Source organism: Aestuariimicrobium sp. T2.26MG-19.2B (assembly GCF_950101875.1).
GTDB lineage: Bacteria > Actinomycetota > Actinomycetes > Propionibacteriales > Propionibacteriaceae > Aestuariimicrobium > Aestuariimicrobium kwangyangense.
The window spans coordinates 1,443,120-1,458,080 of record NZ_CATNLW010000001.1; the positions used below are offsets into that span (position 1 = coordinate 1,443,120).

At 69.4% G+C, this 14,961-nt stretch carries 9 protein-coding genes and 1 tRNA gene; 9 read left to right on the forward strand and 1 reads right to left on the reverse strand.

The window, feature by feature from the left end; all coding sequences use genetic code 11:
* Positions 1 to 54: 54 nt before the first annotated feature.
* Positions 55 to 1,383 (reverse strand): VCBS repeat-containing protein, encoded by a 1,329-nt coding sequence (locus tag QQZ11_RS06455; RefSeq protein WP_284549375.1) that lies wholly within the window; start codon positions 1,381 to 1,383, stop codon positions 55 to 57.
* A 233-nt stretch (positions 1,384 to 1,616) separates the two neighbouring features.
* Here QQZ11_RS06455 and topA point away from each other — a divergent pair, with 233 nt between their 5' ends.
* From topA to QQZ11_RS06500, 9 genes are all read left to right on the forward strand, one after another.
* Complete coding sequence (gene topA / locus QQZ11_RS06460) at positions 1,617 to 4,412, forward strand: type I DNA topoisomerase (RefSeq protein ID WP_284549377.1); 2,796 nt, start codon at positions 1,617 to 1,619, stop codon at positions 4,410 to 4,412.
* Between the two features lie 2 nt (positions 4,413 to 4,414).
* The gene (locus tag QQZ11_RS06465; protein ID WP_284549378.1) at positions 4,415 to 5,830 is read left to right on the forward strand and encodes a hypothetical protein; all 1,416 of its coding nucleotides are present in this window, start codon (positions 4,415 to 4,417) and stop codon (positions 5,828 to 5,830) included.
* On the forward strand, positions 5,827 to 6,492 hold the full coding sequence (gene tmk, locus QQZ11_RS06470) for a dTMP kinase (RefSeq protein WP_284549379.1): 666 nt from the start codon (positions 5,827 to 5,829) through the stop codon (positions 6,490 to 6,492). The genes QQZ11_RS06465 and tmk overlap by 4 nt, the downstream gene beginning before the upstream one ends.
* Positions 6,489 to 9,032 (forward strand): DEAD/DEAH box helicase, encoded by a 2,544-nt coding sequence (locus QQZ11_RS06475; RefSeq protein WP_284549380.1) that lies wholly within the window; start codon positions 6,489 to 6,491, stop codon positions 9,030 to 9,032. Before tmk ends, QQZ11_RS06475 begins: the two co-directional genes overlap by 4 nt.
* Before the next feature lie 146 nt (positions 9,033 to 9,178).
* The gene (locus QQZ11_RS06480; protein ID WP_284549382.1) at positions 9,179 to 10,432 is read left to right on the forward strand and encodes a DNA polymerase III subunit delta'; all 1,254 of its coding nucleotides are present in this window, start codon (positions 9,179 to 9,181) and stop codon (positions 10,430 to 10,432) included.
* Between the two features lie 104 nt (positions 10,433 to 10,536).
* Positions 10,537 to 11,550 (forward strand): DoxX family protein, encoded by a 1,014-nt coding sequence (locus QQZ11_RS06485; protein ID WP_284549383.1) that lies wholly within the window; start codon positions 10,537 to 10,539, stop codon positions 11,548 to 11,550.
* A gap of 21 nt (positions 11,551 to 11,571) precedes the next feature.
* Positions 11,572 to 13,248, forward strand: coding sequence for an alpha/beta hydrolase (locus QQZ11_RS06490; protein WP_284549384.1), 1,677 nt, complete (start codon positions 11,572 to 11,574; stop codon positions 13,246 to 13,248).
* 109 nt (positions 13,249 to 13,357) lie between these two features.
* Positions 13,358 to 13,430: transfer RNA gene (locus tag QQZ11_RS06495), tRNA-Thr, on the forward strand.
* A 124-nt stretch (positions 13,431 to 13,554) separates the two neighbouring features.
* Positions 13,555 to 14,901 carry a flavin monoamine oxidase family protein gene (locus tag QQZ11_RS06500; protein ID WP_284549386.1) on the forward strand — a complete coding sequence of 449 codons (1,347 nt, stop codon included), beginning with the start codon at positions 13,555 to 13,557 and terminating at the stop codon, positions 14,899 to 14,901.
* Positions 14,902 to 14,961: the final 60 nt, after the last annotated feature.

The following is a 14,961-nucleotide window of genomic DNA, read 5'->3' on the forward strand; positions in this document are numbered from 1 at the left end:
GTCGGGCAGCTCCACCAGGCCCGCGGATGAACGCGTCCGGGGGCGCTGACGCACTCAGGCGAGGGAGGAGACGGACTGCCAGTTCTGGCCGATCTTCTTGCCCACGGTGAAGGTGCCGTTGCCCCAGCCCAGATAGGCGTACAGCGTCCCGTCGGAGCGCACGGCGAGGATGTCGCCCTTGCCGTTGAGGTTGATGTCGCCGGGAGAGGTGGCGAGACGCATCGACTGCCAGCCGCCACCGATACGGGCTGCGGAGGTGATCTGCCCGTTCGAGTCGACCTGGTAGCGATACAGCGTGCCGTCGGCGCGAACAGCGATCAGATCGGGATCCCCGTCGCCGGTCACGTCTCCGACACTGAGCATCTGGGTCATGGCACCCCACCCCGTTCCGACCTTCCGCGGCCACTCGAGTCCTCGTTCGGTCAGGCGGTAGCGCATCAGGTCACCGGACTTGGTTCGGGCGAACAGGAACGTCTGTCGAGTGCTGCCATTGCCGGGAAGGATCGTGACCAGGGAGGTGGAGGCCCAGCCCCGGCCGATCTCATAGGGGACACCGAGTCGGCCACCCTCCATCGCGCGGAGCACCAACAGTCGTCCGTCGACGGTGCCGACGATGAGGTCGGTCATGCCATCGGAGTCGAGGTCTGCCGCCTTGGCGATGCGCCCGTTGACGACCACGCCGGGGATCGGGGTGTACACGGACCGCTGCAGGGTCAGACCCGTCGACGTGGTGCGGTACAGATTGATGCCACCGGTTGCCGTGAGTGCGTACACGTCGGCTGCGTGGTCCCCGACGTAGTCGTTCGGGTGGAAGGTGGCGCCGATCGCCTGGGGGAAGCGCGTCGGTTCGTAGGTGCCCTCGAACTCGGTCGCGGGGACGATGTCGACGTTCAAGCCCAGCTTGTGCTGGTGGAATGCGAGTTGGTAGGGCTGGAACGCGGCGGTCGCGAGCGCTCCCGACACGCACGCTGTGGGGGCCAGTTGGACCGAGGGGAGCGGGGCGTGCACCGGGGTGTCGCGCTTGGCGAAGTAGTAGGAGGTGTTGGCATCGCGGGAGAAGGAGAAGTTCTCGGGTCCGACCGGTATGGAACCCACGCTGTGGTTGCAGACCTTCACCGAGGTCTCCCAGACGCCTGACTCGCCGGCGGGCTGCGGCATCGTGGCCTGCACCTTGATGCCCTGGAAGGTCCTGGCGTAGCCGAACGAGGTGAAGGGGCCCTCCACCCCGACTGCGTGGGCGGGAGTCGCGACCGCGATCGACCCGGCGGCAGCGGCGGCAAGGGCGAGCAGGGGTGCGAGGCGGGTGCGGTGCCTCGCCCAGGACGACGTGCCTGTTGGCGAGGACGCTGGCTGGACGGGTGCTGGCTGGACTGCTGTTGGCATGGCTGGCTCCTGGGTGGTGACGACACCCCGGATACGCCCACCATGACCGGCTCGGTTGCCCGGGTCGACGAAACTTCAGCTGAGGATCCTCACCTCGCCCACACCCGAACCCCACACCCGGAACCCGGAGGACGACGGTTTCGCGGGCGGCGGCTACCATGCACACGAGCGGCGCCTCGTGACCACGGTCGCGTGATGGGCGCCAGGCACCCGTTGTTCGAGCAAAGGCAGACATGTCGAAGACCCTCGTGATCGTTGAGTCGCCCACCAAGGCGACCAAGATCGCCAGCTACCTGGGCGATGGCTACATCGTCGAGTCCTCCCGCGGTCACGTCCGTGACCTGCCGCAGGGGGCCTCGGAGGTGCCCGCCAAGTACAAGGGTGAGAAGTGGGCTCGCACCGGGGTCGACGTCGAGCACGACTTCGAACCGCTGTACGTGGTGCAGGCCGACAAGAAGGCCACCATCCGCACCCTCAAGGACCACCTCAAGGATGCCGACGAACTGCTGCTGGCCACCGACGGCGACCGCGAGGGGGAGGCCATCGCGTGGCACCTGCTGCAGGAACTGAAGCCCAAGGTGCCCGCCAAGCGGATGGTCTTCCACGAGATCACCAAGCCCGCGATCCTCGACGCCGTCGCCCATCCCCGCGAGCTCGACCTCGACCTGGTCGACGCGCAGGAGACCCGCCGCATCCTCGACCGGCTCTACGGTTTCGAGGTCTCACCGGTGCTCTGGAAGAAGGTGAAGCCGAGGCTCTCCGCGGGACGCGTGCAGTCGGTCGCGACCCGGTTGGTGGTCGATCGCGAACGGGAGCGGATGGCCTTCACGTCAGCCTCGTACTGGGACATCGACGCCACTCTGGTGGGCTCGGGTGAGGTCGCCGACTTCGGCTCGCGACTGGTCTCACTGGACGACGCGAAGGTGGCCCAGGGTGGCGACTTCGACTCCCACGGCAGGCTGAAGTCGGCCAAGGCCGTCGCCCTCGATGAGACCTCGGCGACCGCCATCGCGACGGCCCTGAGCGGGCGGGAGTTCGTCGTCGCCAGCGTCGAGTCGAAGCCCTACACGAGACGTCCCTATGCGCCCTTCCGCACCACCACCCTGCAACAGGACGCCGGACGTCGACTGCGGATGTCGGCCGAGGAGACGATGCGTGTGGCCCAGTCGCTGTACGAGGGCGGCCACATCACCTACATGCGTACCGACTCGACCACCCTGAGTTCGTCGGCCATCACCGCCGCGCGGGCCCAGGCCGTGCAGTTGTTCGGACCCGAGGCGATCCCGGATCGTCCCCGTGTGTACGCCTCCAAGGTCAAGAACGCCCAGGAGGCGCACGAGGCCATTCGTCCGGCCGGTGAGCACTTCCGCACCCCGGCCCAGACCGGTCTGACAGGAGCCCAGTTCCGGCTCTACGAACTGATCTGGCAGCGCACCATCGCCTCCCAGATGGTCGACGCCCAGGGACAGACCCTGACGGTCAAGTTCGAGGCGCGCCCCGAGACTCCCGTCGCCATCAGCCAGTCGAGCAAGCCCGTCGAGGTGGCCCACTTCACCAGTTCGGGCCGCACCATCACCAAGCCGGGCTTCCTGCGTGCCTACGTGGCCGGGGTCGAGGAGGACGAGAGCTCGGACGATGCCCAGGCGCGCCTGCCCCAACTGAAGCAGGGGCAGCAGGTGGCCGCCCGCGAGGTGGTGCCCGCCGGGCACGCGACCAAACCGCCGGCGCGTTACACCGAACCGACCCTGGTCGCCAAGCTCGAGGAACTCGAGATCGGACGGCCCTCGACCTACGCCTCGATCCTGCGCACCATCACCGCTCGTGACTACGTGTTCAAGCGCGGCTCGGCGCTGGTCCCCACCTGGCTGGCGTTCGCTGTCACCCGGCTGCTCGAGGAGCGCTTCGCCCATCTGGTCGACTACCAGTTCACCGCCGACATGGAGGGTGTGCTCGACGAGATCGCCCGCGGGAACGCGAAGCGACTGGGCGTGCTGACCGACTTCTACTTCGGCGACGCCGACGGGTCGTCGTCCCCCTCGGGACGCGAGGGGCTGCACCGGTTGGTGAACGAACTCGGCGAGATCGACGCCCGCGAGATCTCCACCTTCCCGATCGGCACCGGCCAGCTGGGCGAGGAGTCGGGCATCGTGGTGCGGGTGGGCAAGTTCGGCACCTACCTGGAGGACTCCGAGGGTCGGCGTGCCAACGTCGACGACGACCTGGCCCCCGACGAACTCACCGTCGACAAGGCGCGAGAACTGCTCGCCACACCCACGGGCGAGGAGCGCGAGATCGGGGTCGACCCGCAGACGCACACCCCCATCGTGGCTCGCAACGGACGCTTCGGACCCTATGTCACCGAGGTGCTGCCCGAGGATGCGCCGAAGTCGGCCAAGCCGCGCACCGGCAGCCTGTTCGCCTCGATGGACCTGGCCACGATCACCCTCGACCAAGCGCTTCAGCTGATGAGCCTGCCCCGGGTGGTCGGATCCGACGACGACGGGGCGGAGATCACCGCGCAGAACGGCCGCTACGGCCCCTACCTGAAGAAGGGCACCGATTCGCGCTCGTTGACCAGCGAGGAGCAGATCTTCTCCATCGGTCTCGACGAGGCCAAGCAGATCTTCGCCGCCCCCAAGACCCGCGGTCGGGCAGCGGCTCGTGGTCCGCTCAAGGAACTCGGCGCCGACCCGGTCAGCGGCAAGCCGGTCGAGGTCAAGGACGGACGGTTCGGCCCCTACGTCACCGACGGCGAGTTCAACGCCACCCTGCGCAAGGACGACTCCGTCGAGGAGATCACCCTCGAACGGGCCGCGGAACTGCTGGCCGAGAAGCGTGCGAAGGGTCCTGCTCCCAAGCGGACGACCACCCGACGGGCGACCACCACCAAGAAGGCGCCGGCCAGGAAGGCCCCCGCCAAGAAGGCCCCGGCCAAGACCACTGCGGCCAAGACCACGGCGGCCAGGACCACGGCGACCGGGACGACGGGCGCCAAGCGCACCACCACCCGCTCGGCCTCGCAGGGCTGACCATGGCCAAGAAGCGCAAGGAGTTCTTCGAACTGCCCTTCACCGTCGACGCTCCTCGGCTGGTCAACCCAGCCCTGGGTGTTGACCGGCTGACGATGAGCCCCACGCAGAGCTTCGAACTGGGAACCACCCTGCTGGATGCCGCCGACCACCGGCTGCTGCGGGCCGGTGTCATGCTGGCCCACCGGGTGCAGGCCGGGCTGGGGGAGTGGTACCTCGACGCCCCCGGATGGCAGCCCTGGCTGCCCGTCGACCATGTCGTCGAACTGGGTGCCGCCGGTGACCTGCCGGCAGACCTGGCTGAGTTGGTCCGCCCCTTCAGGCGGTTGGCGACGTTGGGGCCGGTTGCCGCGATCAACCAGGAACGTCACGTCTTCACGATCAAGGACTCCGACGACGTCACCCTGGGCAGCCTGCGCGACGAGAAGATCACCATCCGTCGGGGCGGCCTGACCACGGCGAGGTTCCGCGAGGCGACCCTCGAGTGCGGACCCGCCATGACGACCGGGCAACGACGCTTCCTCGCCGAGGGACTGTTGTCGGTGGGCGGGGTACGGGTCGACGAGTTCCCCGATGCCATGCACCGGCTCGGTGCTCCCGGGACGGGGCTCAGCGATTTCCCGGAGCCGCGCGAGTACGACTCGTCCACCTCGCTCGAGGTCTTCGTCTCGAGTCTGTTCGCCGAACGGCTGCGATCGGTGATGCGCGCCGACCTGGCCCTGCGGGCCAGTGACCTGGCACGGCAGGCGCGGGCCACGTCCGACCCCGATCTCGCTCCCGGGCAGATGCTCTCGGCCGAACCTGTCTTCTCGGAACTGGAGACCCTGGCAGTGCAACTGCGCGCCCTCGCCGGCGTGCTCGAGCCAGCCTGGCGGGAGAAGCTCGAGAACGAACTGGTCAGCCTCGTGCACGGCGAGCGCGACCTGCCGATCTCACGACTGGACGATCGCTACTACGGGGTGCTCGACGCCCTGGTGCAGGCAGTCCGGGCCCCCCAACTAGGCGACTGGTCACAACGCAAGGCCCGGGAGGTGCTGCAGCAACAGGCGCAGTCAGGGCTGAGCATCCTGGCCACCCGCATCACCCGGCTGACCCCCGAGGCCCCGCTCGACCAGTGGCAGGCCGTGCAGGCGGCCGCCACCCAGCTGCTGGTGGGTGTCGAAGGGGTCGGCGGCCTGTTCGGCAAGCGCGGCAAGCAGTTGCGCAAGCGGCTCAAGCAGTTGCTGGCCGCACTCGAGCCCTGTGTCGTGCCGGTCGAGGAGCCCGACGCGGACGAACTGGCGGCGCTCGACGGGCCAACCGCGTACCGACGTGGGCTCGAGGCGGCCGACGCCACCCGAGCACGCCGGCAGGCGCGCACCGAGTTCATCCAGGCGTGGCCCAAGCTGCGCTCCAGGATCTCGGAGGGTGGACTGTGACCGTCACCATCGACGGAGGCCTGTTCGTCGTCTTCGAGGGCGGCGACGGGGCCGGGAAGTCGACCCAGGTGCGTGAACTGGCCGGATGGCTGGCCGAACGCGACGTGCCCCACGTGGTCACCCGGGAACCGGGCGGGACCGAGGCCGGCCAGAAGATGCGCACCATCCTGCTCGACCCCGCCACCGGACACCTCGCCCCCCGGGCAGAAGCCCTGCTGTACATCGCTGACAAGGCCCAACACGTCGACGAGGTGGTTCGTCCCGCCCTGGGTGCCGGGCAGGTGGTGGTCTGCGACCGCTACACCGACTCGCTGTTGGCCTACCAGGGGGCTGGTCGCGCACTGGCCGTCGACGAGGTCGACACCATCTCGCGTTGGGGCACCCACAACCTGCGCCCCCACCTCACGGTGCTGCTGGATGTCGACCCGGCCGTCGCGGTGCACACCAAGGACGAGCAGGACCGACTCGAGGCCGCCGGGGTGGAGTTCCACCAGCGGGTCCGCGAGGGGTTCCTGGGTCTGGCCGCCGCCGACCCGGACCACTACCTGGTGCTGCCGGCCCGTGAACCCCGCGAGTGGATCGCCCGGCAGGTGCGGGCCAGGGTCGCCGACCTGCTGGGCCTCGAACTGCGCGGCTGTGGGGGGACAATGGCACCACCATGACCCCACCCACCCTGGCCGACCGCCTGCCCGACCACGCCGACGCCGACACCCTCCACTCGTTGTTCGTCGACTGGGCCGCGGAGCGAGGGCTGAACCTCTACCCGCACCAGGAGGAGGCATTCCTGGAGATCCTGCAGGGGTCGAACGTGGTGATGGCGACCCCGACCGGGTCGGGCAAGACGATGGTGGCACTGGCGGCCCACCTGGCTGCTCTCGCGGACGACCGGGTGAGCTTCTACACCGCACCCATCAAGGCCCTGGTGAGTGAGAAGTTCTTCGCCCTGTGTGAGATCTTCGGTGCCGACAACGTGGGCATGGTCACGGGTGATGCCTCGGTCAACGCCGACGCCCCGATCATCTGCTGTACCGCCGAGATCCTGGCCAACATCGCCTTGCGCGAGGGCGACCAGGCCGATGTCGGCATGGTGGTGATGGACGAGTTCCACTTCTACGCCGAGCCGGACCGCGGTTGGGCGTGGCAGGTGCCACTGCTCGAACTCCCGCAGGCCCAGTTCGTGCTGATGTCGGCCACCCTCGGCGACATGACCACCCTCGCCGACGACCTGACCCGGCGCACCGGTCGTCCGACCGCGGTGATCAGCAGCGCCGCCCGCCCGGTGCCCCTGCAGTTCAGCTGGTCGATGAAGACCATCCCCGAGACGATCGCCGAACTGATCCGGGACGACAAGGCGCCGGTCTACATCGTCCACTTCACCCAGGTCGCCGCCCTCGAGCGTGCGCAGGCGCTGTTGAGCGTGGTCACCATCACCAAGAACCGCAAGGACCGGATCAGCGAGCGGATCGGTCACTTCCGGTTCGGCACCGGGTTCGGACGCCAACTCTCCAAGCTTGTCAGGTCGGGCATCGGGGTGCACCACGCGGGCATGCTGCCCAAGTACCGCCGGCTGGTCGAGCAACTCGCCCAGGACGGCCTGCTGGTGGCCATCTGCGGTACCGACACCCTCGGGGTGGGCATCAACGTCCCGATCAGGTCGGTGCTGCTCACCAGCCTCACCAAGTTCGACGGCACCAAGCAGCGGTTGCTGCGGGCGCGCGAGTTCCACCAGATCGTCGGACGAGCCGGTCGCGCCGGGTTCGACACCGTCGGCTGGGTGATCGTGCAGGCCCCCGATCACGTGATCGAGAACGCCAGACTGGTGGCGAAGGCGGGGGACGACCCCAAGAAGCTGCGGCGCGTGCAACGAGTCAAGCCACCGGAGGGCCAGGTGAGCTGGACCGAGGAGACCTACCAGCGGTTGGTCAACGCCGAACCGGAGCCCCTGCAACCGCGGCTGCGGGTGAGCCACTCGATGTTGGTCAACCTGCTGGCACGGCGGGGCAATCCCGTGGCGGCCGCCGCCAAACTGCTGGGCGACAACCACCACGACGAGGTGGCCCGGCGCAGGCTCCGCAGGCGAGCGGTCACGCTGGCGCGGGAACTGCTCAACTCCGGGGCCATCCGCAGGCTCGACGTCGCCGGCGCCGACGGACGCCGCCACGAGCTGACCGTCGACCTGCAACGCGACTTCGCGCTCAACCAGCCGCTGGCCCCCTTCGCGTTGGCCGTGCTCGACACCCTCGACCCCGAGGCGCCCGAACACGCCCGCGACGTGGTGTCGGTCGTCGAGGCCATCCTCGAGGACCCCCGTGCGGTGCTGTACGCGCAGCAGAAGCGCGAACGGGGTGAGGCGGTGGCGGCGCTCAAGGCCGAGGGCTACGACTACGAGGAACGCCTGGAGTTGCTCGAGGGCATCAGCTGGCCCACCCCGCTGTCGGAACTGCTCGAGCACACGCTGGGCCTCTACCGTCAGTCCCACCCGTGGGTCGACCCCGAACAGCTGTCGCCGAAGTCGGTCGTCCGGGAGATGTACGAGCGCGGCCAGACCTTCGGCGAGTTCGTGGCGGCGTTGGGGCTGGCGCGCAGCGAGGGTCTGGTGCTGCGCTACCTCTCCGACGCCTACCGCACCCTGCGCCACACCGTGCCCGAGGCAGTGCGCACCGAGGAACTGGACGACCTGATCGCCTGGCTGGGAGAGATGATCCGCCAGACCGACTCCAGCCTGCTGGACGAGTGGGACGCCCTCGCCAACCCGGCCGATGCGTTGGCGCCCTCCGACCTGCCGGAGCAGCCCCGTCCGTTGACCGGCAACGAACGAGCCTTCCGGGTGCTCGTGCGCAACGCCATGTTCCACAAGGTGGAGTTGGCCGCGCGGGAGAAGGCTCGCGAGCTGGCCGAGGTGGAACAGCGGACGGCGCAACTCACCGACCCGCCGGCCAAGGTGGTGATGGACACCGATGCCTGGGACGACGCCCTCGACGCCTACTTCGACGACCACACCGACATCGGCATCGACCAGGGCGCGCGGTCTCCGGCCCTGCTCCAGGTGACGGTCAGCGGGCGGGTGTGGCAGGTGCGCCAGGTGATCGACGATCCTGACCACGACCACGACTGGGCCATCGAGGCCGAGGTCGACCTCGATGCCAGTGATGAGGTGGGTGCGGCGGTGCTGGTGTCGACCGCCATGCGCCGGATGGACTGACTGTCGGGGCTGCATGCCACGATGGGCGGGATGCCACGATGGGCGGGATGCCACGATGGGCGGGATGCCACGATGGGCGGGATGAACGAGGAGCCAGGGATGGGAAAGGGATGAGCACCGTGTCGAGATCCACGAGCCCAGCACCGATGAGCTCAGCACCGACGAGCCCAGCAGCGACGACGAGCCCAGCTCTCGGGGGAGTCTGGGCCGACCTCGTCGGGCAGTCCCACGCCGTCGACACCCTGCGCCGTGCGGTGGCGGCTGCCCATCACCGCGAGGGCTCGGCCAGACATGCGATGACCCACGCGTGGTTGGTCACGGGGCCACCGGGATCGGGTCGGTCGAACGCGGCCGTCGCCTTCGCCGCCGCCCTGCAGTGTTCCAGAGGCGGCTGTGGGGAGTGCAACGACTGCCGGACGACCATGGCGGGCGCCCACCCCGATGTCACGGTGGTGCGTACCGAGAAGTTGTCGATCGGGGTCGACGAGGTGCGCTCGCTGGTGCGTGCGGCCGCGATGAACCCGTCCGCGGGGCGTCACCAGATCGTGATCGTCGAGGACGCCGACCGGGTCACCGAGCGCGGCGCCGACGCGCTGCTCAAGTCGATCGAGGAGCCAGCCCCTCGGACGGTGTGGGTGTTGTGCGCCCCCACGCCGGACGACGTGGTCGTCACCATCCGTAGCCGCTGCCGCTCCCTGCACCTCGCGACCCCCTCGGACGAGGCCGTCGCCACCTTGTTGCAGACCCGCGACGGCATCGACGCGGCGGTCGCCGCCTATGCCGCCCGCGCCGCACAGGGCCACATCGGACGAGCCCGTGCCCTGGCCCGCAACGAGGATGCCCGCAACCGCCGCAACGAGGTCCTGCGGTTGCCGGGGTCGTTGACCTCGGTGGGGGCCTGCCTGATCGCGGCCGACAACCTCGTCAAGGCGAGCGCCGAGGACGCCGCCCAGGCCACCTCGGGCTGGGATGCCAAGGAGAGGGCCGAACTGGAGCTGAGTCTGGGCTTCGGAACCAAGGGGGCCAGACCCAAGCACGCAGCGGCGGCACTGAAGGAACTCGAGGACCAGCAGAAGGCGCGGGCCAAGCGCATCCAACGTGACTCCCTCGATCGGGTGCTGACCGAGCTCACCGGCTACTACCGCGACGTCCTGGGGCTGCAGACCGGGGCGTTGTCGGCCCAGCTGGAGACGGACGCCAACTACGTGGGTGCGAACGGGGCACACCTGATCAATGCCGAGCACCGCGACCAGTTGGCTGGCCTGGCGCGAAGTTCGACCCCCGAACAGACCCTGCGCCGCAGCGACGCCATCCTCGCGTGCCGGGAGGCTCTCGAGGCCAATGTCTCGGCCCTGTTGGCGCTCGAGGCGATGATGGTGCAACTGGCCAACCCTCGCTGACCACGCGTGTTCTCCCGTGACGTCGCGAGGGCAGGTGTTTCAATGACTCGGAGTGTCGGCACCTTCAGCCGACGCGTGCACCCACGCCGACCACGGAGGACACGATGACCGACCACGAGAAGGACCGTCCGTCCTACGACAGCGAACCCCGGCCCACCCTGGCCGACGAACTCGCCGACGCACCGCTGGGGGAGAACCTCGCTCGCGAGGAGTCCGTTCGCCGGGGGACGGAACAGGAGGGCACCGAGCCCTCGGGAGCGGGGCAGCAGGTGCATCCGCACGAGCAGCCGGTCGTTGCCGAGGATGCCGATCGGACCGCTGACGACGGCGAGGCCACTCAGCAGTTCGCGGCGGTGCCGCCCGAGAACGCCATCAACACCGAGAACGCCATCAACACCGAGAACGCCATCAACACCGAGACCGAGCACGGTGAGCGGGAGCCGTACGACCAGTACGCCGACGAGCCCACCCAGCAGTTCGATGCGGGACGCCAGTTCGACTCCAGCCACGAGCCGACCCAGCTGATGGCCCCGGTGATCGACCCGGAGGCGGAGCGTCGTGCAGCCCTGGATCGTCGTCGCGAGGAACTGGCTGCCAGGGACCGCGCCCTGGGCAACATCAATCGCGAGGAGTCGGTCGACCAGACCGGCGAGGTGGCTCCGTACGCCTTCACCAAGCGCTCGACCGACAAGTTCCTGGGGGCCTTCGGACTGTTCGTGCTGCGCCTGGTCGTGGCCGGCATCCTGGCCGTGCACGGCTACCAGAAGGTGACCGACATCAACGCCAGCATCAGCTTCTTCGAGCAGATCGGCCTGCCGTACCCCACCTACGCCGCCTGGGTGGTCGGCATCGCCGAGCTCGTGGGTGCGCTGGCCCTGGTCTTCGGGTTCCTGGTGCGCATCGTCGGTCTCGGGGTGATGGCCATCTCGATCGGCGCACTCGTCTTCGTCCGATGGGGTTCGCAGAACCCGTTCCGCGCCGGGGAGTCCGGGTTCGTCGGTGAGTTCGAACTGCTGCTCGCCGCCGTGGGCCTGGTGCTGTTCTGCCTCGGTGGCGGTGGTTGGGGCATCGACGGTGGCATCCGCCGTGGACGGGCCCGCCGCAAGGCCGGTCTCTGAGCCGGCACTAGGCTGGGCGGCATGACCCAGCCGCAGTCGCCAGCGAGTCAGACGCCCGCAGCGCGGACGCGGAGGCTGGCGGTGGCGGTGCTGGGGGTGGTGGTCGCCGTGGCGGGTTGCAGCCTCGTCCAGCCCCGGGCCACTGCCCCGTCCCCGTCACCGGCCCGAGCCTCCCAGGCGACCCCCACCGGTCGGCCGGCGACCTTCAGCGAGTTCGACCCCGCCCAGCACGAGACCTGGACGAAGAACACCTCCCCCGACCGCCTGTCCACGGGCGCGGCCGCGACCTCGAGTGCCACTCCCGAGGGGTTCGCCGAGCCGCCGGCGGGCCACGGCCTGCAGCGATACGCCGACCAGCCCCCGGCCTGGTCGCCCTGCCCCGAACATCCCGGGGTGGACTGTGCCAGTGTCCTGGTCCCGCTCGACTGGGACGAACCCGATGGGCAGGCGATCACGTTGGCGATCGCCCGCAAGCAGGGGACGGGCACCCACCGTGCCACCCTCTTCGTGAACCCCGGCGGTCCGGGTGTCTCGGGCACCTCGATGGCCGCCAACTTCGACCTGGGCCCCTATCCGGGCCACGACGTGGTCGGATGGGATCCCCGCGGGTCCGGCGGCTCGACTCCCGTGGTCTGTGGCTCCACCGCCCAGACCGACGCGTTCAACGCCGCCGACCCCACCCCCCGCAACGAGGCCGAACTGGAGAGGTTGAAGGCCGCCAGCGAAGCCTTCGCGCGGCAGTGTCGGGCGTCGTCCGGGGTGCTGCTCGACCACATCTCGACGATCGACACCGCCCGTGACCTCGACTACCTGCGCTGGCTGGTGGGCGACGACAAGCTCAGCTACCTCGGCATCAGCTACGGCACGTTCATCGGGGCCACCTACGCGGAGTTGTACCCGCAGCGGGTCGGTCGGATGGTGCTCGACTCGGCGGTCAACATCACCGACAACGAATCCGTCATCCAGGCGATGGGGTTCGACGCGTCGCTGAAGGACTTCGCGGCCTGGTGCGTGCGACTGGGAGACTGCGCCCTCGGGGCGGACCAGAAGGCCGTCGTCACGACCATCAACGCCTGGGTCGCAGGGCTCGACACCAAGCCGCTCACGGTGAACGGTCACACCTTCGGGTCGATCGCCGCCATCACCGGTGTCGCCGCCTTCATGTACGCCGGCGTGCCCGGGTACCGCAACCTCTACAACTCCCTGCAGTGGGCGGTGCTCAGCCACGAGCCGCGCTACATCGCCCAGGCCGGTGACACGATGATCGGACGCCGCACCGACGGCTCGTACTCGAGTCTGGCCTACGCCTTCCCCGCGATCAGTTGCGTCGACTGGGCCGACGCGGGCGTGGCCGGCGCCCGGCGCCAATGGGTGGTCGACCGCGGACGCGCCCCGATCTTCGGCTTCTGGTTCGGGGTGAACCTGACCTGTCCGGTCTGGACGGCCCGTCCGGCCCCACAGTTGCGGTTGACCGCCAAGGGATCGGCGCCGATCGTGGTGCTGGGCTCGACCATCGACCCGGCGACCCCCTACCAGCAGGCGGTGTGGATGTCCGAGCAACTCGACCATGCCGTGCTGATCACCCGCGAGGGTGCGGGGCACTCCGCCTACGAGTTGGGTGGGGCCTGCGTCCGGCGGCCGGTGGAGGCCTACCTGAACGACGGGACGGTGCCGAAGGCCACCACGTGCAAGGGCTGACGCCGGCACCTGCAAGGGCTGACGCCGGCACCTGCAAGGGGTGGGATCGGCCTGAGGTGCGCGGCTCGGCCCTGCGTTGGTAAGGTTTCCCGCGCTGGTTGCTCAGCATGCCGCCTTAGCTCAGATGGTAGAGCGACGCTCTCGTAAAGCGTAGGTCACGGGTTCGATTCCCGTAGGCGGCTCCCACGCTGCCCAGGGGTCTCAATGGGCACCCCCAGCGGTCGGCCCGGTGGCCGGGGCGCGTAGGGTCAACTCCGCACTGAGATGTGGCATCCGCCACGCTCCGACCCACGGAAAGGACCCCGCATGCTCGACTGCATCGTGCTGGGAGCTGGTCTCGCGGGGCTGAGCGCCGCCACCGAACTCGTCGCCAAGGGCCGCTCCGTCGTGGTCGTGGAGGCTCGCGACCGCATCGGCGGCCGGGTGGAGGCCGGGGTGCTCGGCGACGGACAGGTGGTCGACTTCGGCGGGCAGTGGATCGCCGACGGCCACACCCGCATGCACGAACTGGTGGCCCGTCTGCACCTCGAACTCGTCGCACCCAGCGCTGGCGACGTCGCCGTCCGCATGGGCGGCAACGTCTCGAAGCTGCCCACCCGCGACGAGCTGGCAGCCAGCCTGAACCCCTTCGAACTGGCCGATCTGGGCGAGGGTCTGGCCCGGTTCCGTCACCTGGCCGAGCGCATCGCCGATGACCCCGCGTGGGCCGAGGGCAACGTGAAGTGGTTGTCGCGGGCGCTCGTCCGATGGGTCAACTCCAACCTGCGCACCCCCGCCGCGCAGCAGTGGTTCCTGCGTGTCTTCCGGGCCAGCTTCCGCGTGGAGCCCGACCAGATCTCGCTGACCGAGGCCCTCCACCGCGCCAACTCGGGCACCGACATGGAGACGATGATCGCCGTCAACGGCGGTGTCAGGCAGCGGCGGGTCGCTGGCGGTGCTGCCGCCATCTGCGAACGCCTCGCCGCCGATCTGGGGGACGCCATCCGACTCGGCTGCGTCGTCACCGGTGTCGCCCAGTCCGACGAATGGGTCACCGTCACCCTCGCCTCGGGCGAGCAGTTGCAGGCCCGTTCGGTGGTCAACTGCCTCCCGCCCAAGCTGGCGGTGGGTCTCGTCCACGAACCCGCGCTGCCCGAATGGCGCCTCGACCTGGCTGCCAAGGTGCCAGCGGGCAATGTCATCAAGGCTTTCCTCGTCTACCCCACGCCGTGGTGGCGCGAGCGCGGTCACTCGGGACAGATGGGCTCCGACGCCGGCCCCGTGCGGGTGAGCTTCGACTCCAGCCAGGAGGGTGGACGAGGAGTGCTGCTCGGCTTCTTCTCCGGCCCCGACGCCGACGGCTGGGGTACCAAGAGCGTCTACCTGCGCCAGCGCGCCTTCACCGACGCCGTCACCGCCGCCTTCGGACCCGCACCCGACGAGCCGCTGGAGTACGTCGACCGTGACTGGTCGTCGGAGGAGTTCACCCGCGGTTGCCACGGGGCCCACTTCGCCCCCGGTGTCTGGACGGCCTCAGGGCCCGCCCTGGCGGAGCCGAACGGACGCGAGTTCTTCGCAGGCGCCGAGTTCGCCACCACCTTCAACGGCTACATGGAGGGCGCGGTGCGCTCGGGGCTGGCCGGGGCCGCCCAGGTGCTGCAGGCGCTCGCCTGACCCGCGACCACGCAACAGGGCCCCGACCACACCTGGCCGGGGCCCTGCTTTACGGGGACG